The organism is Demequina muriae (genome assembly GCF_030418295.1).
Taxonomy (GTDB): Bacteria; Actinomycetota; Actinomycetes; order Actinomycetales; family Demequinaceae; genus Demequina; species Demequina muriae.
In genome coordinates this window covers 1,272,951-1,296,515 of sequence record NZ_JAUHQA010000001.1, presented here as the reverse complement: position 1 = coordinate 1,296,515, position 23,565 = coordinate 1,272,951, and the positions used below count along the sequence as shown (strand labels likewise).

The window sequence follows — 23,565 nt, the reverse complement described above, 5'->3', positions numbered from 1 at the left end:
CGTGGAGCTCCGTGAACACCACCAATGCGTCCGCACGCCAGGGATCCGCGGCCAAGCCCCGCACCGGCGCCAGCGGCACCGCGGCATCGAAGGCTGGCGCATCGAAGGGCAAGCCGAAGTCCGCAGCCAAGGGCGGCAAGGGCGGTGGCAAGGGTGGCGGCGGCAAGCGCACCGACCGCTCGGACCAGCCCCGCTGGAAGTTCTGGCTTCGCCGCATCGGCTTCGGCGCGCTGATCGCGGGCCTCGCGGTCGCGCTGATCGGGCTCATCGCGCTGATCATCAAGTACGTCAGCCTCGAGGTTCCGGAGCCCGACGACTTCGCGCAGGCGCAGGCCTCGACGTTCTACTACGCGGATGGCGAGACCGAGCTGGGAAGCCTGGGCGTCGCGAACCGTGAGGTCGTGGGCATCGAGACGCTGCCCGACCACGTGGGCAACGCCGTGGTCGCCGCGGAGGATCGCAGCTTCTGGACCAACCCCGGCATCGATGTGGTGGGCATGTCCCGCGCGCTGTTCCGCACCGTGGTGATGAACGAGCAGCAGGGTGGCTCGTCGATCACTCAGCAGTACGTCGAGCGGTACTACGTGGGCGAGACGACCACGTCGATCCCCGGCAAGATCGAGGAGACGCTGCTGGCGCTCAAGATCGACCAGGAGCAGTCCAAGGAAGAGGTGCTGGGCAACTACCTCAACACCATCTACTTCGGCCGCGGCGCCTATGGCATCCAGGCGGCCGCCGAGCAGTACTACGGCAAGCCCGCCGCGGACCTGACGCTGTCCGAGTCGGCCATGCTCGCGGGGATCATCCCGGCGCCCAGCAACTGGGACCCGCGCATCGACCCCGAGCGCGCCGAGCAGCGCTGGAACTACGTGCTCGACGGCATGGTCGACGCCGAGTTCCTCACGCAGGACGAGCGGGACGACATCACGCAGTTCCCCGAGCCCATCGAGTACCAGAACGCGGACGTGTTCGCGGGGACGCAGGGCTACATCCTGCGTGAGGCGATGGACGAGGTCGTCGAGCGCACAGGAGCCTCTCAGGAGGAGATCGAGTCGCTCGGCTACCGGGTCACGACCACCATCGTCCCCGAGCACCAGCAGGCCGCTGAAGACGCGGTGGCCCAGATGCCGGACGACCACGCCGACAACCTGCGCGTCGCGGCCGTGACCATGGACGCCGCTACCGGTGCGGTCACGTCGATGTACGGCGGACCCGACTACCTGGAGGTCCAGCGCAACGCGGTCACCCAGGACGTCGCCCAGGCCGGATCGACGTTCAAGCCTTTCGCGCTCATCGGCGCTCTCGAGCGCGGCATCAGCCTCGAGACCGAGTACCTGTCCAACAATGAGATGGAGTTCGAGGGCTTCGATCGCCCCGTGCGCAACTTCGGCGGCGTCGACTACGGCTACATCGACCTGGTGCGCGCGACCCAGAGCTCGGTCAACACCGCCTATGTGCAGCTAGGCCTCGAGGTCACGCCGCAGGTGGTGATGGAGACCGCGATCAAGGCGGGGCTCCCCGAGGACACGCTGGGCCTCGAGCCGAACGCGTCCAACGTACTGGGCACCGCCTCGCCTCACGCCCTCGACATGGCGCATGCCTATGCGACCATCGCCAACGCCGGCGTGCGGACCGAGCCGTTCATGGTGCAGACCGTGACCGACTCCGATGGCGAGGTGGTCTACGAGCACGAGGTCGAGGACGAGCGCGTGTTCGCCGAGGACGTCATGGCCGACACCACGTACGCGATGCAGCAGGTGGTGCGCTTCGGCTCCGGCGAGTTCGCCAACCAGATCGGCCGGCCTCTCGCGGGCAAGACGGGAACGTCCAACGAGAACCGCTCCGCGTGGTTCGTGGGCTTCTCGCCGCAGATCGTGGGCTCGGTCTCCCTGTACCAGGTGGGCGAGGACGGCTCCGCGGAGCAGATCACGCCGTTCGGCGGCTTCGATCAGATCACGGGCTCGACCGTCCCGTCGCGCGTCTGGACCTGGATGATGGAGCCGATCCTGGAGCCCATGGAGGTGGTGGACTTCCCGCCGCGCGCCAATGTGGGCGAGGTCGCCAACAGCGAGCCGCCGCCCCCGGAGCCGAGCCCCACCCCCAGCGAGACGGTGAGTCGACCGCCGGAGCCGGAGCCCGAGCCGGAGCCGGAAGAGCCCGAGCCCGAGCCGGAGCCGGAAGAGCCGGAGCCCGAGCCTGAGGACCCCGAGCCATCCCCCGAGCCAGAACCGTCGGGTCCGCCCACTGCGGATCCCGACGAGGAGTAGCCCCGCCAGCGGACCCCGCGTCGCGGCAGTCACGGAGTGCTGACATCGTGCCGGTTTCGGCACTCCGTGACTGCTGGCGCGCGGTCCGGCGACGGCCGATGCGCGGGCGGGCCGGGGCCCAGCGTTGCGGTGGCTAGCGCTTCAGCAGGCGCTTGAGGCGCAGCGCGAGGGTGAGCGCGCGGTAGCGCAGCGGCTTGACGGCCACGTCCCAGGCGCCGTCGACCTCTGTCTCGTCCGCGAACTGGCGCTTGAAGTCGCCCACGCTCTTCAGCTGCGGCGCGCGTGCGGAGTCGACGCCCATGAGGTCGTACTGGGTCACGCCCTCGGCCTTCAGCACCCGCATCACGTGCCAGCGCAGCAGCATCACGGCGTTGGTGCCGCGCGCCTCGTGGTTCGCGCCGGCGTAGTAGCTCGTCGCCTTGCCGTCGTAGGTCGTGACGATCACCCAGGCGACCGCGCGGCCCGGCTCGGCGGGGGCGTCGTCCGTGCCGGAGTCGGTGCGACGCGCGACGAACACCCGCGCGTGCTCCCCGAGCGCTGCGACCATCGCGTAGTAGGTGTCGGCCTCGTAGATGCCGAAGTCGTCCCGCTCCGCGGTCTCCTCATAGATCGCGTAGAGCTCGCCGAAGGCCTCGCGGCTGAGCCCGGACTCGTCCGTCAGGTCGAAGTTCTCGTCCCGCAGCGCCTTGCGGATTCCCGTGCGACGGCGCTTGGCGAAGGACGCGAAGATGTCGTCCTCCTCGGGCGTCAGGTCGATGACGACGGTGCGGTCGTAGGTGACCGTCTGCAGCAGCTCGTGCAGATCCGAGGCGGGGTGGCGGGCGTGGAGGCGGACGAACACGATGTGCGGCGCCTCGGCACCGATGTAGGCACGGAGGGCGTCGCGCAGAGCGCGCTCGGCCTCGGGGGTCTGCTCGCCGATCCAGACGGGGCCATGCTTGGCCCACAGGTAGCGGAACCCGCGCCCGGTGTACTCGGTGAGGGCGATCACGGCCACCGGTTCGTCCCCGTCGAGGACTGCCAGCCGCCGCCAGAAGGCGCGCTCGGACACGGCCTCGTCGTAAGGGTCCCACGCCGGGGACTGCTCGATCGGCACGGGCTCCCCCGAGCCCGAAGCCAGTTCCAGGAAGCGGTCGTCGGAGACCTGCTCCACGCGCATCGGCCGTCTGTTGCTCACCCCACCCACGCTACCTGTGGACGACGATTCCCCTGCGACCCCCACGCACGGTATCCTTGTCGCTGGCCCTCTCGCCCCCTGGTGAGAGAGTCGCAGGCATCAACCCTCCTGCCACGGAACGTCCGTGGCCGCACAAGTCCAGAGGAGGTGGGTATTCGATGCGTCAGTACGAAATGATGGTCATTCTCGACCCAGAGGTTGACGAGCGGACGGTTCAGCCGTCGCTCGACAAGTACCTGAAGGTGATCACGGGAGACGACGGCACGATCGACAAGCTCGACATCTGGGGCCGACGTCGCCTGGCCTACCCGATCAAGAAGAAGAACGACGGCATCTACGCGGTGATCAACTTCACCTCGGAGTCCGCCACGGCCAAGGAGCTCGAGCGTCAGCTCGGCCTCAACGAGTCGATTCTTCGCACCAAGCTGCTGCGCCCCGACGCCAAGTAGCGACTCTCCCGACTGCAACCGCACACGACACGACACTTAAGGGATTCACATGGCAGGCGAGACTCCGATCACCATCGTGGGAAATCTGACGGGCGACCCGGAACTGCGATTCATTCAGTCCGGTGCAGCCGTCGCCAACTTCACGGTGGCGTCCACCCCGCGCACGTTCGATCGACAGACGAACGAGTTCAAAGACGGAGAAACCCTGTTCATGCGCTGCTCTCTGTGGCGCGAGGCCGCAGAGAATGTGGCCGAATCCCTCACGAAGGGCATGCGGGTCATCGTGACCGGCCGCCTGGTGTCGCGATCGTGGGAGGCAAACGGTGAGAAGCGCACTGTCAACGAGATCCAGGTCGACGAGGTCGGCCCGAGCCTGCGTTACGCCACCGCCAAGGTGACGCGCACGCAGCGCTCAGGAGGTTCTGGCGGCTCCGGCGGCCAGGGCGGATTCTCGGGTGGCGGTGGCGGCTCCGCGCCGGCAGGCGGCTCCTCGAACGACCCGTGGGCCACGGCCCCCGCGTCTGACGAGCCCCCGTTCTAAAGCACTGATCCACTTCAGGAGTACCACAATGCCCAAGCACGACATTCGCAAGCCCCGCAAGAAGGTGAACCCGCTCAAGGCCGCCAAGGTCAGCACCGTCGACTACAAGGACACGGCCCTGCTGCGCAAGTTCATCTCCGACCGCGGGAAGATCCGTTCGCGCCGCGTCACTGGCGTGTCGACCCAGGAGCAGCGCGAGATCGCGCGTGCCATCAAGGTCGCACGCGAGATGGCGCTGCTCCCCTACGCCGGCTCCGGCCGCTGATCGGGGGTCTGACATGGCAAAGCTCATTCTGACCCACGAGGTCTCCGGCCTCGGCATCGCCGGCGACGTCGTCGACGTCAAGGACGGCTACGCGCGCAACTTCCTGGTTCCCCGCAAGCTGGCCACACCGTGGTCCGCGGGTGCTGAGAAGCAGATCGACTCGATGCGCAAGGCGCGTCGCGACAAGGAGATCGCCAGCGTCGAGGAGGCCCAGGCGGCCCGTGACTCGCTGCAGGCGAACCCCGTCAAGGTCGAGGCCAAGGCAGGCGACTCCGGTCGTCTGTTCGGCGGTGTGACGCCGTCCGACGTCGCGGACGCCATCGGCGACCGCGCCAAGGTCGACAAGCGTCGCATCCACATCGGCCAGGCGATCAAGACGACCGGCACCTACTCCGTGCAGGTCACCCTGCACGACGAGGTGACGGCCAACGTCGAGCTCCAGGTCGTCGCAGCAAAGTAGTTCGCACCGCTGAGCAATCAGCACCGCGCCGGCCCCGGTCGGCAGTCCCCTCACGGGGGCTGCTGGCCGGGGCCTTTGCCGTTCCCTCGCCGCGCATTTCGGTCGCGATGAGCCGATGCACGGATCGGGCGCTCGCAAGGACCTGGCGGGTGTTCGGGGCCGGCCGAAGGGTTATCCACCAGGCAGGACGCTCGGGTGTGGAAAACGTCACTCCGACACGCCCACGCGCGACACGCCGACGACTTTTCTCCCGCTCTTTTCCCCAATGGCCCGGCAGGTTAGAGGCCTGGTAATAACCCGGCTTTGGACATAAGGGATCGTTCATCCACATGTTCGTCCACAGGGCGCCGCGCCAGTTGTCCACAAGTCGTCCACTGTGAGTACGGCGTGTCTCCACGGGTTGTCCACCGGTCGCGCGACGTGCGAGTTGTGCCGCCGCGCCGGGACTCATATCTTGGCGTGTCAGACCGACGAGGGACACTCGTAGCAATGACGCCGCCACAGTCGCGGCCCGGTATCAGCAGTGACAGGGAGACCCCAGACGCATGTCGGTTGATGAGCTCGAAGCGGCGTATGGCCCGGAGCGCCATACGTACGACCGTCTTCCGCCCCAGAACGTCGAGGCGGAGCAGAGCGTGATCGGCTCGATGCTGCTGTCCAAGGATGCGATGGCGGACGTCATCGAGTCCGTGCGGGGCGACGACTTCTACAAGCCGGCCCACGAGACCATCTTCGACATCGCGGTCAAGCTGTACAACTCCGGCGACCCCGTGGACGCCCTCACGGTGAGCGCCGAGCTGCAGCGCACCAACCAGCTGGGGCGCGTCGGCGGCGCGGAGTACCTCCACACACTGATCGCCGTCGTGCCGTCCGCCGCATCCGCCGGGTACTACGCCCGCCTGGTGCGCGAGCAGTCCATTCTGCGCAGGCTCGTCGAGGCAGGCACCCGCATCGCCGCGATGGGCTACGACTCCGACGGCGCCGAGGTCGACATGGTGGTCGATGGCGCGCAGGCGGAAATCTTCTCCGTCACCGAGCGGCGCAACTCCGAGGACTATCTCGCCATCGGCGATGTCATGGAGCAGACGCTCGAGCAGGTCGAGGCGTCCTCCAACCGCGATGGCCAGATGCTCGGCATCCCCACGGGGTTCCGCGACCTCGATGAGTTGACCGGCGGCTTCCAGGCGGGGCAGATGATCGTCCTCGCCGCTCGCCCCGCGATCGGAAAGTCGACGCTCGGCCTCGACATCGCGCGCTCGGCCTCCATCAAGCACGGCAAGCCGTCGGTGATCTTCTCGCTTGAGATGAGCCGCGAGGAGATCACCAAGCGCATGCTGTCCGCCGAGGCCGGGGTGAAGCTGTCCAAGCTCACCAAGGGTCCGATGGGCCCGAGCGACTGGGAGCGGCTCGCGCAGACCGCAGCGAAGGTGTCGAAGGCGCCGCTGTTCATTGACGACTCCCCCAATATGTCGCTCATGGAGATCCGCGCCAAGTGCCGCCGGCTCAAGCAGCAGCACGGTCTCGAGCTCGTCGTCGTGGACTACCTCCAACTGATGAGTTCAGGCCGCAAGGTCGAGTCGCGTCAGCAGGAGGTCTCCGAGTTCTCGCGCGCGCTCAAGCTGCTGTCGAAGGAGATTGAGGTCCCCGTGATCGCGATCTCGCAGCTGAACCGAGGTGCCGAGCAGCGCACGGAGAAGAAGCCGATGCTGTCGGACATGCGCGAGTCGGGCGCGATCGAGCAGGACGCCGACATCGTGATCCTGCTGCACCGTGACGACGCCTACGACCGCGACAACCGCCCGGGCGAGGCCGACTTCATCGTCGCGAAGCACCGCGCAGGACCCACCGACACCATCGCAGTCGCGTTCAAGAAGGACTACGCGCACTTCGCCGACATGGCGCCCGACCTCTAGGTCCGCCCGCCCGGCCCGGTCGCACGGACCCAACCGCCGCGTCGGCCGCTCCGAATGCCTGCCGTGGTGCGCGAGGACCGCTGCGCGCCAGCAGTGACGATCAAGCCGGCACCCGGAGGCGACCTTGACCCATTCCCGCACGGTGAGGCGCGCTGCGTGGGGCGCATCGGCCGCATTGCTCCTCGTCGGCTGCGCTGCTGGCGCAAGTGACCCGACCGCGCCGTCCACCGCTTCCCCGTCGATGACATCGTCGGCGCCCGTGCCTGAGGTCACCGCAACCGAAGCCGCGCCCGATGCCTCAGCGGCGGCCCCGGAGGTGCAGGTCGAGGTGCCCGAGGCGCTGCAGTTCGAGGCGGCCCTGCTGGCGGACGGCGAGGTCTTCGACGGCGCGTCGCTCGCGGGGCAGGATGCGTTGATCTGGATCTGGGCATCCTGGTGCCCCGTGTGCCAGGCGGAGGCGCCGGACGTCGCGGCGGCGGCGGCCGAGCTGCCTGAGGGCGTCGCGATCTACGGTCTGCCTGGCAAGGCCGATGCGGCCTCGTCGCAGGCCTTCGTCGAGGACTACGGGCTCGGCGGCTTCCCGCACATCTTCAGCGAGGACGGGAGCCTGTGGGAGAACTTCGGGGTCTCGTACCAGCCGGCGCTCGTGATGATCGGTGACGACGGCTCGATCGAGACGATCGCCGGCTCCATGAGCAAGCAGGACATCATCGCCGCCGCCGCAGAGCTCGCGGCAGAGTAGCGACAGGGAACCAGGGAGGGTGTCATGAACACAGCGACGCGATGGGCCATCGGAGCCGTGGGCCTGGGAGTGCTGCTCGCGGGGTGTGCGAGCAGTCCGGGTGACATCGCACCGAGCGAGCCCGGGACGTCGACGACCACCTCGGCCCCTGCGACGAGTGCCTCGGCCGAACCGGAGAGCCCGTTCGCCTTTGAAGCGGCGACGGTGGCCGGGGGGACCGTGGATGGAGAGACGCTCCGCGGTCACGACGTGATCCTGTGGTTCTGGGCGCCGTGGTGCCCCACCTGCATGGTCGAGGGCAAGGAGCACGTGGCGGACGCGATCGCGCGGATGCCCGAGGGGGTCGAGTTCGTGGGCGTCGCGGGACGCAGCGACGACTTCGCGGCCATGGAGGAGTTCCTCGAGTGGACCGGGACCGGCGACGCCACGCATGTCGCGGACGTGGACGGCGCGATCTGGGAGGCGTTCGGCGTGCTCCAGCAGCCCGCGTTCCTGTTCGTCAACGACGACGGCACCGGAACCCGTGCGGGATCGGGCCTGAGCGCGGAGGACATCGTCGAGCGGGCTGAGGAGCTCGCGAGCAGCTAGCGCTGCGGGTGTGGCGCGAGGCGCATCGCGTTACTTGTGCCGGCTCGCGCGGCGCACGTAGTCGAGCGTGGCGGAGTCGGCCACGGTGAACGCCGCTGCGGATGGGACCGCCGGTGGACCGCCCACCTCATCGGCCTGCGGCCGTGGGTCGCCGTGGCGACCGCCACGCCTGGCCGCGATCAGAATCGCCGTAGCCGTGAGCGCCACGATCGCGACGAAGGCCACCAGCACCGCGGTCCCCCACGACTCGATCCACGCGGATACCCCTGACTGCCATTGGGCGGTTGTGGTGAGCACGGGGTTCAACGTGTCGATGTCGTAGCGGAGCAGCACCTCGGCGAGGCCGAAGACCAGCACGTAGAGGCCAGCCAGCACCATGAGCCCGCCACCGACGCGCATGAGCAGTGGGGTGTGGCGCCGCATGGCGGCGGCCGCGGCCGAGCCCGCGACGGCGGCGACCATCGAGATCGCGAGCACTGACGCGCCCATGCCCGCGCCGTAGATCAGGAACGGGGCGACGGCGCCCACGGGGCCGGTGGCGGCGAGCGCGTGCGCCACCACCGCGAGGAACAGCCCGATGGTGCAGCTGAGTGACGCGACCGCGAACGATGCCCCGTAGCCCACCTGCGACCAGAACGCGCGTCGCGGAGGGCCGCCGGAGACGCGCAAGCCTGGTCCGCGCAGCTGGCCGCCTCGCAGCATCACGATGCCGAGCCAGACCAGGATGGCGCCGATGGCCACGGTCACGTACGACACGTACGGCAGCACCGACCCCTGGAGTCCCAGGTTCACGGCGCCGAAGAGCAGGCCGAAGCCGGTGAACACCACCATGAACCCGAGCGTCATCGCAAGCCCGAATCCCACCGCCCGACGGAGCGCGACCGCGCGGGTGACGCCCGCATCGGCGCTGCCGGTGACGATCACGGTGATGTAGGCCGGGAGCAGGGCGAAGCCGCACGGGTTGAACGCGGCGACCGCGCCAAGCAGCAGCACATAGGCGGCGACGGTGGCGTCGAGCATAGGCCCTCCTCTGGGGCGAGTGTAGGGCGGCGGGGTGCGCCTGCAGTCGATTCGGTGCGGCGGCGGTCGCGGACGGGTCGGCACCCTAGGCTAACCGCGACTGGTAATCATTATCAAGTAGCGCTACAGTCACCGGTGGGCGCGTCGCAGCGCCCGACCGGCGCTCGCCGCCGGCCCCGATCCCCCACACGAAAGGTCGGCCCCACGAGGGCCAGGTTCTTCATGAGCACGACAGCTCACACCGCGCGAGCGGCCACGCTGGCAGGGGGCGCCGCGCTGGCGCTGCTCCTGTCCGCATGCGCCGCGGACCCCGGCACCGCCGCATCGGCCTCTTCGAGCGCCGCGCCGGGCGCGACTCAGGACGCGCACGATGACCCTCACGACGGAGAGGGTGCCGCGACGCAGCAGTCCTCTGCCACGCCCCGACTGGCCGTGACGTATGACGGCGGGGTCGCGGTCATCGACGCCGCCACCCTTGAGCTGGTGTCGGAGCTCGAGCTCGGGGGCTTCAACCGCATCAATGCCGCGGGTGACGGCAGGCATGTCGCCGTCGCCACCAACGGAGGCTGGGCGGTCCTGGACGCTGGCACCTGGAGCGAGGCGCACGGGGACCACGCGCACTACTACACGGCCGCACCGGTCCTCCATGAGGTGCTCGTCGAAGCCGAGCTGCCGGCGCACGTGGTGGTCCACGACGGGCTGACGTCGCTGTTCGACGACGGCACTGGTGACGTGACCGTGGTCGAGACCGGCGAGTGGACCGAGATGGTCGAGCACGGCGACGTGCACGCGTGGCGCGAGTACGCCACCGGCGCAGCGCACCATGGCGTCGCGGCAGCGGCGGCCGACGGCACGATGCTCGTCACCGAGGGCACGGAGGACGACGGCGTGAGCAGCGTCGGCATTCTGGACGCCGAGGACGAGGTCATCGTCTCCAGCGACGAATGCCCTGGACTGCACGGCGAGACCGCGTTCACGGGCGCATCCGGCGACGAGTACATGATGACGGGCTGCCACGACGGCGCCCTCGTGTTCCATGGCGACCACGCCCACAAGATCGCGGCGCCTGACGAGTTCGGGCGCATCGGCAACGCGTTCTCGTTCGATGGCTCCGACATCGTGCTCGGTGACTACAAGACCGACCCCGAGGGCGGCATCGGCCTCACGCAGGCGACGCTGATCGACGTCGAGAGCGAGTCCATCACCGTGATCGATCCATTCGATGGGGCCGATGCGCAGTACACCTGGCGCGGTCTCGCTCGCGGGGCTGAGGGCGAGGCCCTGGCGCTCGGCACCGACGGCGCGCTGCGCGTTATCGACCCGGCCACCGGCGACGTCGTGCGCAGCATCGACGTGATCGACGGGTGGGAGGTGCCCGAGGAGTGGCAGACCGCGCACCCGGCGCTGACCGTGCTCGAGGGCATGGCCTACGTGACCGATCCGGCGAACGGTGCCATCCACGCAGTCGACTACGTGAGCGGCGAGGTGTGGAAGTCCGCTGAGATCGGCGTCGAGATCAACGAGATCGTGGGCGTCACCGGCTGACGTCGCGGTCATCGCGTTCGGGGCCCGGTCCTGCTGCCATGCGTGGCGGGGCCGGGCCCTTCCGCGTGAGGGCGCCGTGCGCACGACGACTACGCCGGAGGCGAGTGGCGAGATCGGCCCGAGTTCAGAGGTCGACGTCGGGGATGTGGGACTTCAGGAAGGCGGTCACCGCGGCTACGGTATCGACGCCCTCTCGGTCGTAGAGCCACTGGATGCGAAGGCCCTGGATCAGCGCGATCGTCGAGGTGGCCAGGAGCGCGGTGTCGGCGTCCGGCCGCAGGTGCCCGGATCGCCGCAGGCCGTCATACACCCGCACGTAGAAGCCTCGCGAATCAGCGAATCGCGTGGCGAGGTAGCCATGCGCTGGGTGCTCCGGCGACGTGGCCTCGCCCGCGATGACCGCATCCAGCTCGACGAGGCTGATGGTTTCGTCTCTCTTCACCAAAGCGTCGGTGAGGTCGCGAAGCACCCTGAGCGGATCCGCTGACGCTTCGAGGGCGTGGTGTTCGCTCAGATACTGGGCGGACTCGCGATCCCCGTACTCGAGAGCGGCGACGAGCAGGCTCAGCTTGGTGGGGAAATGGTGCAGGAGCCCCGTGTGACTGATGCCGGCGCTGCGGGCGACGTCGGCCATGGTCGCCCCGTGATAGCCCGCCGCCGTGAACACCTCGATGCAGGCCTTGACGATCCGCTGTTTGACCTGGGCGGACTTCGCGTAGGGGCCTCGCCCCGACTCCGTCTGACGCTCTGTGCCCACGGCCATGACTCTACCTCTGTGAAAATAGTGACGGCTTGCTAAGTTCGTGTTAGCGTGTGGCTGCGCCAATGCAGCGCACCCGTCGATCATCAGGAGTCGTGAATGTCAGCACCACTTGCAGGAAAGGTCGCCGTCGTGACCGGCTCGGGTCAAGGGATCGGGCGCGACATCGCCCTGTGCATGGCAGAGGCCGGTGCGGGGGTCATCACCAACAACCGCAAGCCGGGGTCGTCGCTCGACGCCTTCGAGAAGACGACGTTGTCGTTCAGCGACGAGGAGCGCGAGGCCTTGGAGAACGTGTCGGGTGACGCTCAGACCACCGCGGACGAGATCCTCAGGCGAGGCGGCGAGGCGGTGCCGTTCTTCGGCGACGTGGGCGACTTCGAGGTCGCCAGGCGCATGGTCGAGACCGCCATCGAGACCTTCGGTCGAGTCGACATCGTCGTCAACAATGCCTCCTCGAACTGGGTCGGGAACTTCATGGACATGGACGAGGACCTGTGGGACGTCAGCGTCGTGTCCAAGCTCAAGGGCGCCTTCAATCTGATGCACCACAGCCTTCCGCACATGAAGCGCCAGGGCTACGGGCGCATCCTGAACTCGTCCTCCGATGCGTTCCTCGGCCTCGAGGGGTACGCGGCGTACGGCGCGGCGAATGCCGGCCTGGTCGCGCTCACCAAGGGCGCGGCGCAGGACGTCCGCGCCCACGGCATCACCGTGAACGCCTACACGCCGCTCGCCAAGACGCGGGCCTGGTACAACGCTGCCGCGACCTACCGCCTGCAGGGAGTCCCGGCCGAGGCGGTCGAGGCCGCAGCCCCTGCCGCGATGAAGCGCACCGCCGAGGGCATGGTTCCGTTCCTGGCCTACCTGGGCTCCGACGACGCCGCAGATATCACCGGCCACCTGTTCAGGCTCGCGGCCGACGGCGAGATCGGCCTCTGGTCCACTCCCGAGGTGGTCACCAGCATCCGCACGGACGCCGAGGCCTGGAGCATGAGCGAACTGAGGGCTCGGGTTCCCAATGAGCTGCTCAAGGACGTCGTCGGGGCGTCGACCAGCCTGCCGGTGGGCCAACGGGACTCGCAGTCCTGACCCCCGCGAACACCACCCCGGAACATTCACCGCACATCACACGAGGAGAACACGCATGGGAAAGCTCGACGGCAAGGTAGTCCTGATCACGGGGTGCTCCACGGGGCTCGGAAAGCAGCAGGCGATCCGCTTGGCTGAAGAGGGAGCGTCTCTCGCGATCTGCGCTCGCAACGAAGAGAAGCTGCACGTGACCAAGGAGATCTGCGAGGAGCGCGGAGCCGAGGTGCTGGCGATGCAGGTCGACATCATGGACTACGACCGCCTGGTGGCATTTGTCGAGGCGACGGCTGAGACGTTTGGACGGATCGACGTGCTCGTCAACAACGCGCACACCATCACGGTGCCCGCGCCCTTCCTCGACAAGACCATCGAGGACCTGGATCTGGAGATGCGTAGCTCCGTGTACGCGTACTGGCACCTGATGCAGCTGTGCTTCCCGCATATGCGTGAGCGCGAGGGCGCCGGCACATCGATCATCAATTTCGCCTCGGAGGCGGGGGTCATGGGTGACTCGCTGTACGCGCCTTACGCCGCGTCGAAGGAGGCCGTGCGTGGGCTGTCGCGTGTGGTGGCACGCGAGTGGGGGCAGTACAACATTCGCGTGAATACCCTCTGCCCCAACGGAATGACGGACAGCATCTCGGGCGGCATCGACTGGATGCCAAAGGAGACCCGCGAACACATCGAGCACATGTTCGTGAACAACCCGTTCGGTCGCGTTGGCGACCCCTACGTCGACGTAGCGCCAGTGACGGTGTTCCTTGCGTCGGACGACAGTCGCTGGATCACGGGCCAGAACATCCACGCAGACGGCGGCAGCCTGATCAACGCCTGAGGTCCCGTGTGGGAGCCGGGAACGAGTCAGGCGGATTCGCGCGCGATGATGTCGAGGTTCAGGGTGCCCTGAGGGGCGGTGCGCTCAGCGCGGTCGAGCCTCTCGAGAATGCCTTGGGTCGACACCGCGATGACCTGTGCCACGTCGTAGCTGATCGTTGTGAGGGGTGGTGTCGTGAACTGGGACAACGGGGTGTTGTCCATCCCGATGAAAGCGATGTCGCCCGGAATCGACCAGCCGCGCACCGCCGCTGCATGCATGAGGGCGGCCGCAATGTCGTCGTTGTAGCAGGCGACCGCATGGCCCGGCGCACCCAACTCATCCAGCGCGGCACTTGCCTGTTCGAGGGACAGATCGAGGTTGATGACCTGAGGGCGGTCCAGGCCCCGGGCAAGGCACTCCTTGACGAACGCCCGCTCGCGAGGTGCGCCGAAAGGATCTGCCCGTGAATCGCGCAGATGTGCATATGCGAGCGATCGGTGGCCCTTCTCGATCAGGTAGCGGGCCTGGAGGGCTCCTACCTGAGCGTTGATATCGGAACCCTCGCTGAGGTCGGGTTCGATGACGTCGACTCCGCGCGCGACGAGCGACTCCCGCTGTGCCTCGGGCATCGGCGTCATGGTCAGCAGCGCCCGGGGCTTGAGGCCGATTGCGAGGCGCTCGAGTGACTCGGGACTATCGCTAGAGAAGCGCAGCAGTAGCGAGAGGCCCCGCCGAGCCAGTTCGACGGTGAGCGCCTCGTAGTTGTTCTGCAGGTTGCCGCCGAAGGTGGTGTTGGGGATCAAGGCGATCACGATGTCGCTCGAGCCCCGAGCAAGCGTGCGACCGGCCGTCGACGGCAGATAGCCGAGGTCGGCAACGGCCTGCGCGACGCGCGCCCGAGTCTCCTCAGTGAACAGCTCCGCGCGCCCGTTGAGGATTTGGCTCACGGTGGAGCGTGACACCCCTGCGCGCTCGGCGACGTCCTTGCTCGTGGCGATCATGCGGGGAGCCTCCTTGGCCTCATCATGGCCAAACCTTAGCCGATTTGACGCCCGTCAATCGGCGAGGAATACTATTGACGCGCGACAATGAGCGTCGCAACGACAACGATGTTGAAGGAGCCTGGTGTGCCAACGACCACTCTGAATGACGGCTGGGCCGTCCGGGACAAGGTGAGCGCGTTCGCTGAGCTCGGCGGGGCGAAGGCCGAGTGGGTCGATGTGACACTCCCGCACGACGCGCTGTTCGACCGTCCGCGGAGCGAGGACGCGCCCGGTGGCGCAGCGACCGGCTACTTCCCGAGTGGAGCGTTCGAGTACCGTCGCGAGCTGGTGTTGTCGAATGAGGACCGCGGCAAGCTCGTGGTCCTTGAGTTCGACGGCGTCTATCGCGATGCCATGGTCTACGTCAACGGTGCCCTTGCTGGCCAGCACGCCTTCGGGTACTCCCGCTTCGCGGTGCGCATCGACCCTTACCTGCGCGTCGGAGAGGCCAATGAGATCCGCGTCACCTGCCGCGCACACCAGGACAGCCGCTGGTACACCGGCGCCGGCATCTATCGGGACGTCCACCTCACCGTCAAACAGCTGGTGCACTTGGCCGTCAGCAGCGTCCAGGTCTCGACCCTTCGCATCGACGACGAGGCCGCCACCGTCGAGGTGAAGGCGGAGGTCGCCAACCTCAGCAACGAGACCGCCACGGTGACGGTCGCAAGTGCGATCCGCACCGAGGGCGCGGGCGTCGTCGCACAGGACCGCTCGCCGGTCACCGTCCTGCCGGGCGCCACCGCGGTGCTCCGTCACCGAGTACTGGTGGAGCAGCCCGCGCTGTGGGACGTGGATTCCCCCGCGCTCCACACGGCGTCCCTCACGGTGATGCATGACGACATCGTGGTCGATGAGGAGGAGGTTGCGTTCGGCATTCGCTCGCTCGACGTCGACTCCCGCCGCGGCTTCCGGCTCAACGGTCAGCCACTCAAGCTCCGAGGCGCGAGCGTGCACCACGACAACGGGCCGCTGGGCGCGGTGTCGGTCCGTGCCGCTGAGGAGCGGCGAGTCCGCCTCCTCAAGGAGGCGGGCTTCAACGCGATCCGCAGTTCTCACAACCCCGCGAGCACGGCCCTCCTCGAGGCGTGCGATCGGATCGGCATGCTCGTCGTGGACGAGGCCTTCGACATGTGGACGTCCAACAAGACTGACTTCGATTACGCCTCCGACTTCTCCCAGTGGTGGGAGCGCGACCTCGAGGCGCTGGTCCGCAAAGACATCAACCACCCGAGCGTGATCATGTATTCGATCGGCAACGAGATCCCTGAGACCGGCACTCCCGCTGGCGGTGTGTGGAGCAGGCGACTCGCGGAGAAGCTCCGCGATCTGGACCCGGCCCGTCCCGTCACGAACGGCATCAACGGCTTCGTCTCGACCCTCGACGTAGTGATCGCCGGAATGCGCCAGGCCCAGGCGCAGGCGCAATCGCAGGCGTCCCCCGAGTCTGCAGGTGGCGTCAACGGCATGATGACCTCGGTCGGCGCCATGATGAACCAGATCGCGGCCTCCGACGTCGTGACTGAGCGCACGGCCGAGTCCTTCTCCGTCCTCGACGTTGCGGGGCTCAACTACGGCGATGCTCGATACGAGATGGATAAGTCGCTCTTCCCCCACCGGGTGATCCTCGGCACGGAGTCCTTCCCTGCGCAGATCGCGGCGATCTGGGAGCTCGTCACCGCCAATGACCACGTGGTCGGCGACTTCACCTGGACCGGCTGGGACTACCTGGGCGAGTCCGGCCTGGGATCAGTTGTCTATGCGGAGGGCGATGAGCCCGGGGCACTCTCGGTCGCGCAGCCCTTCCCTTGGCTCACCGCCTGGTGCGGCGACATCGACATCACCGGCCGACGGCGGCCCGCGTCCTACTACCGAGAGATCGTCTTCGGACTGCGTACGGAGCCCTACATCGCGGTCCGCAGGCCCGAGCGGAACGGTCAGACCCCGCTCGCGACCCCGTGGGCATGGTCGGACGTGGTCGGCAGCTGGAACTGGCCTGATCGCGTAGGGGAGACCGTCGCGGTGGAGGTGTACGCCGCAGCCGACGAGGTGGAGCTGCTCCTGAACGGTTCCAGCGTCGGCCGAGCCGAGGTCGGCGCGGAGTTCGCGTTCCGCGCGGACTTCCAGGTGGCCTACGCTCCCGGTCAGCTCGTCGCAGTTGCGTATGCCGCGGGCACGGAGGTGGGGCGCACGGATCTCGTGTCGGGCGCGGACCGCGTCGAACTCGAACTGGACGCTGATCGGCTCGAGCTGGACCGGGCCCGACGGGACCTCGCGTTCATCGACATCTCGGTGACCGATGGCGAAGGGGTGGCGCACAACGGCCGCGACCGCGAGGTCACGGTCACCGTCACCGGCGGTGACCTGGTCGCTCTGGGCAGTGCGGCACCGGCCACCCAGGAGGGCTTCTTCGGGCCGAGCCGCACCACCTTCGACGGCCGCGCGCTCGCGATCGTGTCTCCCGGAGACGCCGACGAGATCCAGGTGCTGGTGGAGGCGGACGGGTGCGAACCGCGCCGACTCACGTTGCGCGTCGCGACCAATGCCGCCGACGCGCCGCACGCCCAGGCGACCTTCGCGTCATGACCTCACTTTCACACCCTTGGAGCTGACATGACCACGACCCCCCGCAAGTCGAGCGCGCTGACGCTCGAGCAGAAGGCGTCACTGCTGACAGGCGCAACGTTCTGGTCCACGGCGGCGATCCCGGAGCACGACATCGAGGCAGTCACGATGTCTGACGGCCCCCATGGCGTGCGCCGACAGCTGCACGGAACCGACCACCTCGGCCTGCACCATTCCGAGCCGGCGACCTGCTTCCCACCCGCCGTCGCTGTCGGTTCCAGCTGGAGCCGCGACGTGGCCGCGCGAGTCGGCGAGGCGCTTGCGAAGGAAGCCCGCGCGCTCGGCGTCGACATCCTGCTAGGCCCCGGAGTCAACATCAAGCGGTCTCCACTTGGCGGACGCAACTTCGAGTACTACTCGGAGGACCCGCTGCTAACGGGTGAACTCGCGGTGTCGTACATCCGTGCGCTCCAGGACGGTGGCGTCGGAGCCTCGGTCAAGCACTTTGCGGCAAACGACCAGGAGACCGAGCGCATGGTCATCAGTTCCGAGGTTGACGACCGCACCCTGCGCGAGATCCACCTGTCCGCGTTTGAACGCGTGGTCAAGGACGCCGCGCCCGCGACCGTCATGTGCTCCTACAACAAGATCAACGGCACGCACTCGGCCGAGAATCGGTGGCTGCTCACTGACGTGCTACGCACCGAGTGGGGTTTCGCAGGCGCGGTGGTCTCCGACTGGGGTGCCGTGCGCACCCGCCCCGCGGCCGTCAGCGCGGGGCTCGACTTGGCGATGCCGGGACCCGGCCAGTACCTCACGCAGAGCGTGATCGACGCGGTCAAGGTCGGGACGGTCGACATCACTGCCGTCGACGAAAGCGTTGAGCGGATCCTCGCTCTTTCGGCCTTCGGTGGCGGTGCGTCCGGACAGGTCGACCACGACGCTCACCACGACCTCGCACGCGAACTCGCGGCGGAGTGCGCGGTGCTCCTCAAGAACGATGGCGACACCCTCCCTCTTGCGCCTGACACCTCGGTACTCGTGGTCGGCGAGTTCGCCACCGCGCCACGCTTCCAGGGCGGCGGCAGTTCCTACGTCAACGCGACCCGCGTCGACGTCCCGCTGGACCACATTCGCGATCACGGCGCTCAGCGGAACGTCACCGTCAGGGCCCTCACCTCGTCCGGGCAGACGAACGCCAACCCCAGCGACCTGCGAAGCGCCGCCGTCGAGGCGGCACGCACCGTCGACGTGGCAATACTGTTCGCCGGGAACCCCGAGTCCGAGGAGTCGGAGGGATTCGATCGCGAGCGGCTCGAGCTGCCCAGCGAACAGATCGAGCTGATCCGCGCGGTGGCCGAGGCCGCTCCGCGGACGATCGTGGTGCTCGCCAACGGCGGCGTGGTGTCGATGGAGGAGTGGCACGACGACGTCGACGCGATCCTCGAAGGCTTCTTGCTCGGCCAGGGTGGCGGACACGCACTCGCGGACCTGCTCTTCGGCGTCGCAAACCCGTCAGGCCACCTCGCGGAGACCATCCCGCGCCGCCTCAAGGACACGCCCACCTACCTTTCTTTCCCCGGCGAGCAGGGCCGGGTGCGCTACACCGAGGGCGTGATGGTGGGGTATCGCTACTACGAGACGGTCGATGCGCCGGTGCGGTATCCGTTCGGCCACGGCCTCAGTTACACCACTTTCGAGGCCTCCGACCTGACGGTGAAGGCCACGGGCGCCGATACGGTCGCGGTGAGCTTTGACGTCACGAACACGGGCAGCCGCGCGGGGCACTACGTCGCGCAGGCCTACCTCTCCACCGACGCGGGCCCCGTGCGACGCGCGGAACGCGCCCTGGCCGGATTCGACAAGGTCTATCTGGAGTCGCACGAGACACGGAGGATCGAGCTCGTTCTCGATCGGCGCGTCCTCGCCTACTGGGACACCCCGCTGTCGCGGTGGGTGGTGGCTCCCGGTCGCTATGCGGTGCAGGTCGCGGAGAACGCCTCCACCCCGGTCCTCGAAGGTGCAGTCGACCTGGACGGCGACAACCTCGCCCCCGTGCTCTCGCTCCAGTCGTCTGTGGCGGAGTGGGTAGCGCATCCCTTGTCCGGACCTGCACTGCGCGAACGACTCGAGCCCCTGATGGCACAGTCCGGGCAGAACATCGACGACGGCTCTGCCAACACGGCCGCGATGCTCGAGATGCCGATGAACCAGATCCTCAGCATCCTCGGCGGCGCGATCGACGGCGACTGGCTGCTGTCCCTGCTGTCGCAAGGCGACAGCGAAGGCCAGCCCGCCCTCCAAGCCGGAACTCACTCGTGAAGGAGACGGACATGACCGGCCGCAACCGCATCGGCGCTTTCACCTGCAACCCGGTGGACCTGAGCTATCGCTTCCAGGATCTCCGTCCCGCGGGGGGTGAGCGCACGGTGCACCGCGAAGCCGCCGACCCGTCGGTCGTTCGGTACCGCGGCCGCTACCTCATGTTCGCGTCCATGACCGCGGGCTTCTGGCACTCGACGGACCTGAGCAACTGGACCTACCAGCCCTCGGAGAACCTTCCCGCGTTCGACTATGCGCCCGATGTTCGCGAGGTCGACGGCACGCTGGTGATCTCGGCTTCCCGCACGACCGAGAGTCCGTTCTTCCGCAGCGTCGACCCGCTGAGTGACGACTTCGTGCAGATCAACGACGGCTTCGTGTTCTGGGACCCGCACGTGTTCCAGGACGAGGACGGTGCGACCTACTTCTACTGGGGCTGTTCCAACAAGGAGCCCATCGCGGGCGTGCGCGTCGATCCCGTGACGTTCGATGTCATCGGCGAGCAGGTGCCTCTCATCACCGGAGTGCCCGACCGCCACGGTTGGGAGCAGATCGGTGAGAACTACGTGAAGGCGGAGCCGAAGACCGAGCGGGAGCGCATGATCGCCGAGTACTTGGGCGACGCCCCGTTCATCGAAGGCGCGTGGATGACGCGCATCGGCGACGACTACTACCTGCAGTACGCGGGCCCCGGCACCGAGTGGAACACCTACGCCGACGGATATTACGTGGGCAAGTCGCCGCTCGGGCCCTTCGAGTATTCGCCTCACAGCCCGTTCTCGTCGAAGCCGGGCGGATTCATCACCGGCGCCGGACACGGCAGCACCTTCCAGGACGAGCACGGCAACTGGTGGCACGCCTCCACGATGCGGATCTCGGTGCACCACGCATTCGAGCGGCGGATCGGCATCTTCCCCGCAGGCTTCGACGCCGACGGGGCGCTGTTCTGCAACCAGAACTTCGCGGACTACCCCACGGTCGTGCCGGACGGCCCCTTCGACCCGTGGAAGGACGCCTTCGCCGGCTGGATGCTGCAGTCGTACCGGGCCTCCGCCACCGCATCGTCCGCCCTCCCAGGGCACGAACCCGCGCTCGCGGTCGACGAGGATGTCCGTCGCTGGTGGGTCGCCGAGGGTGACGAGCCCGGCGAGTGGTTGCAGCTGGACTTCTCCTCCGTCAGGACGCTCCACGCGATCCAGGTCAACTTCGCTGATCACGAACTGGCAGCGGTGGCGCCCGAGACCACCCACGGGCAGCAGTCCCCCGGCGAGTACCGGGCGATCTACCCCGGCACCATGCCCACGGAGTACGTGGTCGAGGCATCTCGCGACGGCAGGACCTGGGAGACGGTGGTCGACAACCGCGGCCAGGAGGCGGAGACGCCGCACGGATTCGTCGTGCTCGACGCGCCCGTGCGCGCGCGGTACGTGCGTCTCACGTCCTATGCGACGCCCTTCGGTGCCGCTGTCGCTGTCAGCGGGCTCCGGGTATTCGGGCTCGGGGATGGCGCCCCGCCCCCGGCCGTGACGCCGCGCGCGGTGCGGACGAGCGAACGTTCCGCCGACCTGGGCTGGGACACCGCCGCATCGGCCCAGGGGTACAACATCCGCTACGGCATCGCGCCCGACAAGCTGTATCACTCCTGGCTCGTATACGACCAGACGGATCTCATTCTGCCCAGCCTCAACGCGGGCCACGACTACTGGGTCGCGATCGACGCGTTCAACGAGAACGGCATCACCGCCGGAGAGCCGGTGCTCATCAGCGCCGACCCCTCATGACGAGCAAGGAGCAACACGCCATGTCAGCAGATTTCCCATCAGACTTCATGTGGGGCGCATCGACCTCGCCGCACCAGGTGGAAGGCAACAACGTCGCCAGCGACTGGTGGGCACGCGAGGGCGCTGTCCCGGGCATGCAGCTGAGTGGCGACGCCAATGACAGTTACCACCGGTACCGCGAGGACATGACGCTGCTCGCCGACGCGGGCCTCAAGGCTTATCGGTTCGGCATCGAGTGGGCCCGCATCGAGCCCAAGCAGGGCGCCTTCTCACATGCGGAGCTCGCGCACTACCGGCGCATGATCGACACCGCGATCGACCTGGGCATCGAGCCGGTCATCACGCTCCACCACTTCAGCTCGCCGCTGTGGCTTTCCGAGCAAGGCGGCTGGGCGACGTCAGAGGTGGCCGAGCACTTCGGCCGTTACGTCGAGAAGGCGGCGTCGATCCTTGACGGAGTCCGCCACGTCATCACCGTCAACGAGCCGAACATGCTGGCAATGATGGTGAGCCTTGAGACGGCGGCGCGCAACGGGGAGCTCGGCGACTGGCAGAGCCCCACGGTCGAGTCGTCCGGCGATGAGGAGTGGACCCAGCCTCCCCTTCCGGTGCCAACTCCGGCGGATGCACAGCCCATGATCGACGCGCATCACGCGGCACGCGCGATCCTTCGTGACCGCACCGACGCCGCCATCGGCTGGAGCATCGCCAACCAGGCCTTCACCGCCGCCCCGGGAGGCGAGGAGAAGCTCCGTGAGGTGCGGTGGAACTTCGAGGACCTCTATCTCGAGGAGACCAAGGACGACGACTTCGTGGGCGTGCAGTCATACACGTCCCAGCAGGTGGACGCCGATGGCCTGGTGCCTCACCCCGACCTCCCCGACAACACCATGATCGGGACGGCCTATAGGCCCGATGCGCTCTCACTGGCCGTACGCCACGTCGCCGAGGTCACCGGCAAGCCCATCCTGGTGACCGAGAACGGCATCGCGACTGCCGATGACGAGCAGCGGATCGGGTACACCCGGGAGGCGCTGCTGGGACTGGCCGCGACCATCGAGGATGGCGTGGATGTGCGCGGCTACCTGCACTGGAGCCTTCTGGACAACTACGAGTGGGGCCACTGGGAGCCGACGTTCGGGCTCGTCGCAGTGGATCGCGTGACGTTCGAGCGTCGACCCAAGCCGAGCCTTGCGTGGCTGGGCGAGGTCGCGCGCTCGAACGGTGCGAGCCTCACCGAGTAGCGAGCGCGCCCGGGCCTGCACCTACCAGAGGGAGCCGGTGACCGCCTGGGTCGCGCGGTTGCCGCCATCCGTGGGCAGGTCTGCGCCGGTGATGTACGAAGCCGCGGCGCTGTTCAGGAACAGCAGTGGCCCCACCTGCTCGTCCACTGCGGACCGGCGCCCGCTCGGGCGCTCCACAGCGGCGAGGAGTTCGGCGGGAAGGGCCAGTGCCGTGGCCTCGAGCAGGGGCGTCTCGACTGCTCCCGGACTGGTGCAGTTGATGCGGACTCCGCGTCCCGCGAGGGGTTCCGCGCTGTTGAGGGTCCACAGGATGGTCGCTTCCTTGCTGAACGGATAGCCGTGTCCCGCCCGCTCCTCGTTCGCGGCGTACCACTCGGCACCGCCCTCGTAGTCCGTGACGGCAAGGAACTCCTGCAGCATCGCCAGGTTGCGGCGCCAGCCGGACCCGTTGCTGGACGCGACGCTAGCAATGGCGCCGCCGGCGCCAATGGACTCGAGGATCCGGTCAGTGAGCATGCGCGGGCCGAGGAAGTTCACGCGCATGAGATCGATCGACGGCAGCAGCGGTGGCGCGCCAGCACAGTTGAACAGTGCGTCGACGTCGCCACCGACGGCCTCCGCGGCCGCGTCGATCGAGTCCGGCGAGGCAAGGTCGAGTTGGACGAACGCGTCAACGGGCAGGTCCGTCTCGCGCCGGCTCATGCCGATCACCTGGGCGCCGTAGCCCAGCAGTGCGGCGGTGGTCGCCCTCCCGATCCCGGAGGAGCACCCCGTCACGACCACGCGCTTGTCCTTGTATTCAGTGAAGTCCATGACCGTCCCTTCTGGCCGGGCGGGGCGCCCGACATCGTGTCTGTCTCGGACTATAGCCGCGGAAATTGACGCGTGTCACCTTGGAGCGAATCGCCCGCTGGACACGGGAGCCAATGGTCGTCTACCATCAGTTGACGCGTGACAATCAGACGTTGACGCGT

General features: G+C 67.9%; 20 protein-coding genes. 15 read left to right on the top strand and 5 right to left on the bottom strand.

The annotated features are described in order from the left end of the window. The first annotated feature begins 11 nt into the window (after positions 1 to 11). Positions 12 to 2,267 carry a transglycosylase domain-containing protein gene (locus QQX02_RS06030; RefSeq protein ID WP_301141878.1) on the top strand — a complete coding sequence of 752 codons (2,256 nt, stop codon included), beginning with the start codon at positions 12 to 14 and terminating at the stop codon, positions 2,265 to 2,267. 133 nt (positions 2,268 to 2,400) lie between these two features. On the opposite strand, the gene QQX02_RS06025 is transcribed toward QQX02_RS06030, so the two are convergent. Further along, positions 2,401 to 3,444, bottom strand: coding sequence for a lipid II:glycine glycyltransferase FemX (locus tag QQX02_RS06025; RefSeq protein ID WP_301141877.1), 1,044 nt, complete (start codon positions 3,442 to 3,444; stop codon positions 2,401 to 2,403). 158 nt (positions 3,445 to 3,602) lie between these two features. On the opposite strand from QQX02_RS06025, the gene rpsF reads away from it, so the two are divergent. From rpsF to QQX02_RS05990, 7 genes are all read left to right on the top strand, one after another. After that, positions 3,603 to 3,893 (top strand): 30S ribosomal protein S6, encoded by a 291-nt coding sequence (gene rpsF, locus QQX02_RS06020; RefSeq protein WP_301141875.1) that lies wholly within the window; start codon positions 3,603 to 3,605, stop codon positions 3,891 to 3,893. 49 nt (positions 3,894 to 3,942) lie between these two features. Beyond that, positions 3,943 to 4,434, top strand: coding sequence for a single-stranded DNA-binding protein (locus tag QQX02_RS06015; protein WP_062137732.1), 492 nt, complete (start codon positions 3,943 to 3,945; stop codon positions 4,432 to 4,434). A 28-nt stretch (positions 4,435 to 4,462) separates the two neighbouring features. After that, positions 4,463 to 4,699 carry a 30S ribosomal protein S18 gene (gene rpsR / locus QQX02_RS06010; RefSeq protein WP_062137727.1) on the top strand — a complete coding sequence of 79 codons (237 nt, stop codon included), beginning with the start codon at positions 4,463 to 4,465 and terminating at the stop codon, positions 4,697 to 4,699. A 13-nt stretch (positions 4,700 to 4,712) separates the two neighbouring features. Further along, complete coding sequence (gene rplI, locus QQX02_RS06005) at positions 4,713 to 5,159, top strand: 50S ribosomal protein L9 (protein WP_301141872.1); 447 nt, start codon at positions 4,713 to 4,715, stop codon at positions 5,157 to 5,159. Positions 5,160 to 5,704: 545 nt separating this feature from the next. Next, positions 5,705 to 7,072 carry a replicative DNA helicase gene (dnaB, locus tag QQX02_RS06000; RefSeq protein WP_301141870.1) on the top strand — a complete coding sequence of 456 codons (1,368 nt, stop codon included), beginning with the start codon at positions 5,705 to 5,707 and terminating at the stop codon, positions 7,070 to 7,072. 259 nt (positions 7,073 to 7,331) lie between these two features. Continuing rightward, entirely contained in the window at positions 7,332 to 7,814 is a 483-nt protein-coding gene (locus tag QQX02_RS05995; RefSeq protein ID WP_301141869.1) for a redoxin family protein, read from the top strand. Positions 7,815 to 7,838: 24 nt separating this feature from the next. Continuing rightward, on the top strand, positions 7,839 to 8,402 hold the full coding sequence (locus tag QQX02_RS05990; RefSeq protein ID WP_301141867.1) for a redoxin family protein: 564 nt from the start codon (positions 7,839 to 7,841) through the stop codon (positions 8,400 to 8,402). 30 nt (positions 8,403 to 8,432) lie between these two features. On the opposite strand, the gene QQX02_RS05985 is transcribed toward QQX02_RS05990, so the two are convergent. Continuing rightward, on the bottom strand, positions 8,433 to 9,422 hold the full coding sequence (locus QQX02_RS05985; RefSeq protein ID WP_301141866.1) for a cytochrome c biogenesis CcdA family protein: 990 nt from the start codon (positions 9,420 to 9,422) through the stop codon (positions 8,433 to 8,435). 222 nt (positions 9,423 to 9,644) lie between these two features. Between QQX02_RS05985 and QQX02_RS05980 the strand changes: the two genes are divergently transcribed. Continuing rightward, the gene (locus QQX02_RS05980) at positions 9,645 to 10,967 is read left to right on the top strand and encodes a hypothetical protein (RefSeq protein WP_301141865.1); all 1,323 of its coding nucleotides are present in this window, start codon (positions 9,645 to 9,647) and stop codon (positions 10,965 to 10,967) included. A gap of 124 nt (positions 10,968 to 11,091) precedes the next feature. Here the strand turns inward: QQX02_RS05980 and QQX02_RS05975 are convergent, their stop codons facing one another. Then, a complete protein-coding gene (locus QQX02_RS05975; RefSeq protein WP_301141864.1) occupies positions 11,092 to 11,730 on the bottom strand; it encodes a TetR/AcrR family transcriptional regulator in 639 nt (212 codons plus the stop codon). A gap of 96 nt (positions 11,731 to 11,826) precedes the next feature. Here QQX02_RS05975 and QQX02_RS05970 point away from each other — a divergent pair, with 96 nt between their 5' ends. Next, positions 11,827 to 12,819 (top strand): SDR family NAD(P)-dependent oxidoreductase, encoded by a 993-nt coding sequence (locus QQX02_RS05970; RefSeq protein ID WP_301141863.1) that lies wholly within the window; start codon positions 11,827 to 11,829, stop codon positions 12,817 to 12,819. Between the two features lie 55 nt (positions 12,820 to 12,874). After that, positions 12,875 to 13,654 (top strand): SDR family NAD(P)-dependent oxidoreductase, encoded by a 780-nt coding sequence (locus QQX02_RS05965; RefSeq protein ID WP_301141861.1) that lies wholly within the window; start codon positions 12,875 to 12,877, stop codon positions 13,652 to 13,654. Between the two features lie 26 nt (positions 13,655 to 13,680). On the opposite strand, the gene QQX02_RS05960 is transcribed toward QQX02_RS05965, so the two are convergent. Then, a complete protein-coding gene (locus QQX02_RS05960; protein ID WP_301141860.1) occupies positions 13,681 to 14,637 on the bottom strand; it encodes a LacI family DNA-binding transcriptional regulator in 957 nt (318 codons plus the stop codon). A gap of 126 nt (positions 14,638 to 14,763) precedes the next feature. Here QQX02_RS05960 and QQX02_RS05955 point away from each other — a divergent pair, with 126 nt between their 5' ends. The 4 genes from QQX02_RS05955 to QQX02_RS05940 are packed head-to-tail and all read left to right on the top strand — an operon-like array spanning position 14,764 to position 22,591. After that, positions 14,764 to 17,265 carry a glycoside hydrolase family 2 TIM barrel-domain containing protein gene (locus QQX02_RS05955; RefSeq protein ID WP_301141859.1) on the top strand — a complete coding sequence of 834 codons (2,502 nt, stop codon included), beginning with the start codon at positions 14,764 to 14,766 and terminating at the stop codon, positions 17,263 to 17,265. A gap of 27 nt (positions 17,266 to 17,292) precedes the next feature. Then, positions 17,293 to 19,566, top strand: coding sequence for a glycoside hydrolase family 3 C-terminal domain-containing protein (locus tag QQX02_RS05950; RefSeq protein WP_301141858.1), 2,274 nt, complete (start codon positions 17,293 to 17,295; stop codon positions 19,564 to 19,566). An 11-nt stretch (positions 19,567 to 19,577) separates the two neighbouring features. After that, positions 19,578 to 21,347: a family 43 glycosylhydrolase gene (locus tag QQX02_RS05945; protein ID WP_301141857.1), complete on the top strand. Its 1,770-nt coding sequence runs from the start codon at positions 19,578 to 19,580 to the stop codon at positions 21,345 to 21,347. Positions 21,348 to 21,367: 20 nt separating this feature from the next. Next, entirely contained in the window at positions 21,368 to 22,591 is a 1,224-nt protein-coding gene (locus QQX02_RS05940) for a glycoside hydrolase family 1 protein (protein ID WP_301141856.1), read from the top strand. 21 nt (positions 22,592 to 22,612) lie between these two features. Here QQX02_RS05940 and QQX02_RS05935 read toward each other — a convergent pair whose 3' ends face one another. Continuing rightward, positions 22,613 to 23,404: a coniferyl-alcohol dehydrogenase gene (locus tag QQX02_RS05935; RefSeq protein WP_301141855.1), complete on the bottom strand. Its 792-nt coding sequence runs from the start codon at positions 23,402 to 23,404 to the stop codon at positions 22,613 to 22,615. Between the last annotated feature and the right edge of the window lie 161 nt (positions 23,405 to 23,565).

Bases quoted from the DNA above. Each gene is read 5' to 3' on its own strand.
- QQX02_RS05945 (WP_301141857.1), top strand. From the start codon at position 19,578: ATGACCGGCCGCAACCGCATCGGCGCTTTCACCTGCAACCCGGTGGAC.
- rplI (WP_301141872.1), top strand. From the start codon at position 4,713: ATGGCAAAGCTCATTCTGACCCACGAGGTCTCCGGCCTCGGCATCGCC.
- QQX02_RS05970 (WP_301141863.1), top strand. From the start codon at position 11,827: ATGTCAGCACCACTTGCAGGAAAGGTCGCCGTCGTGACCGGCTCGGGT.
- dnaB (WP_301141870.1), top strand. From the start codon at position 5,705: ATGTCGGTTGATGAGCTCGAAGCGGCGTATGGCCCGGAGCGCCATACG.
- QQX02_RS05960 (WP_301141860.1), bottom strand. From the start codon at position 14,637: ATGATCGCCACGAGCAAGGACGTCGCCGAGCGCGCAGGGGTGTCACGC.
- QQX02_RS05990 (WP_301141867.1), top strand. From the start codon at position 7,839: ATGAACACAGCGACGCGATGGGCCATCGGAGCCGTGGGCCTGGGAGTG.
- QQX02_RS05950 (WP_301141858.1), top strand. From the start codon at position 17,293: ATGACCACGACCCCCCGCAAGTCGAGCGCGCTGACGCTCGAGCAGAAG.
- QQX02_RS05985 (WP_301141866.1), bottom strand. From the start codon at position 9,422: ATGCTCGACGCCACCGTCGCCGCCTATGTGCTGCTGCTTGGCGCGGTC.
- QQX02_RS05980 (WP_301141865.1), top strand. From the start codon at position 9,645: ATGAGCACGACAGCTCACACCGCGCGAGCGGCCACGCTGGCAGGGGGC.
- QQX02_RS06015 (WP_062137732.1), top strand. From the start codon at position 3,943: ATGGCAGGCGAGACTCCGATCACCATCGTGGGAAATCTGACGGGCGAC.
- QQX02_RS05975 (WP_301141864.1), bottom strand. From the start codon at position 11,730: ATGGCCGTGGGCACAGAGCGTCAGACGGAGTCGGGGCGAGGCCCCTAC.
- QQX02_RS05940 (WP_301141856.1), top strand. From the start codon at position 21,368: ATGTCAGCAGATTTCCCATCAGACTTCATGTGGGGCGCATCGACCTCG.
- QQX02_RS05965 (WP_301141861.1), top strand. From the start codon at position 12,875: ATGGGAAAGCTCGACGGCAAGGTAGTCCTGATCACGGGGTGCTCCACG.
- rpsR (WP_062137727.1), top strand. From the start codon at position 4,463: ATGCCCAAGCACGACATTCGCAAGCCCCGCAAGAAGGTGAACCCGCTC.
- rpsF (WP_301141875.1), top strand. From the start codon at position 3,603: ATGCGTCAGTACGAAATGATGGTCATTCTCGACCCAGAGGTTGACGAG.
- QQX02_RS05935 (WP_301141855.1), bottom strand. From the start codon at position 23,404: ATGGACTTCACTGAATACAAGGACAAGCGCGTGGTCGTGACGGGGTGC.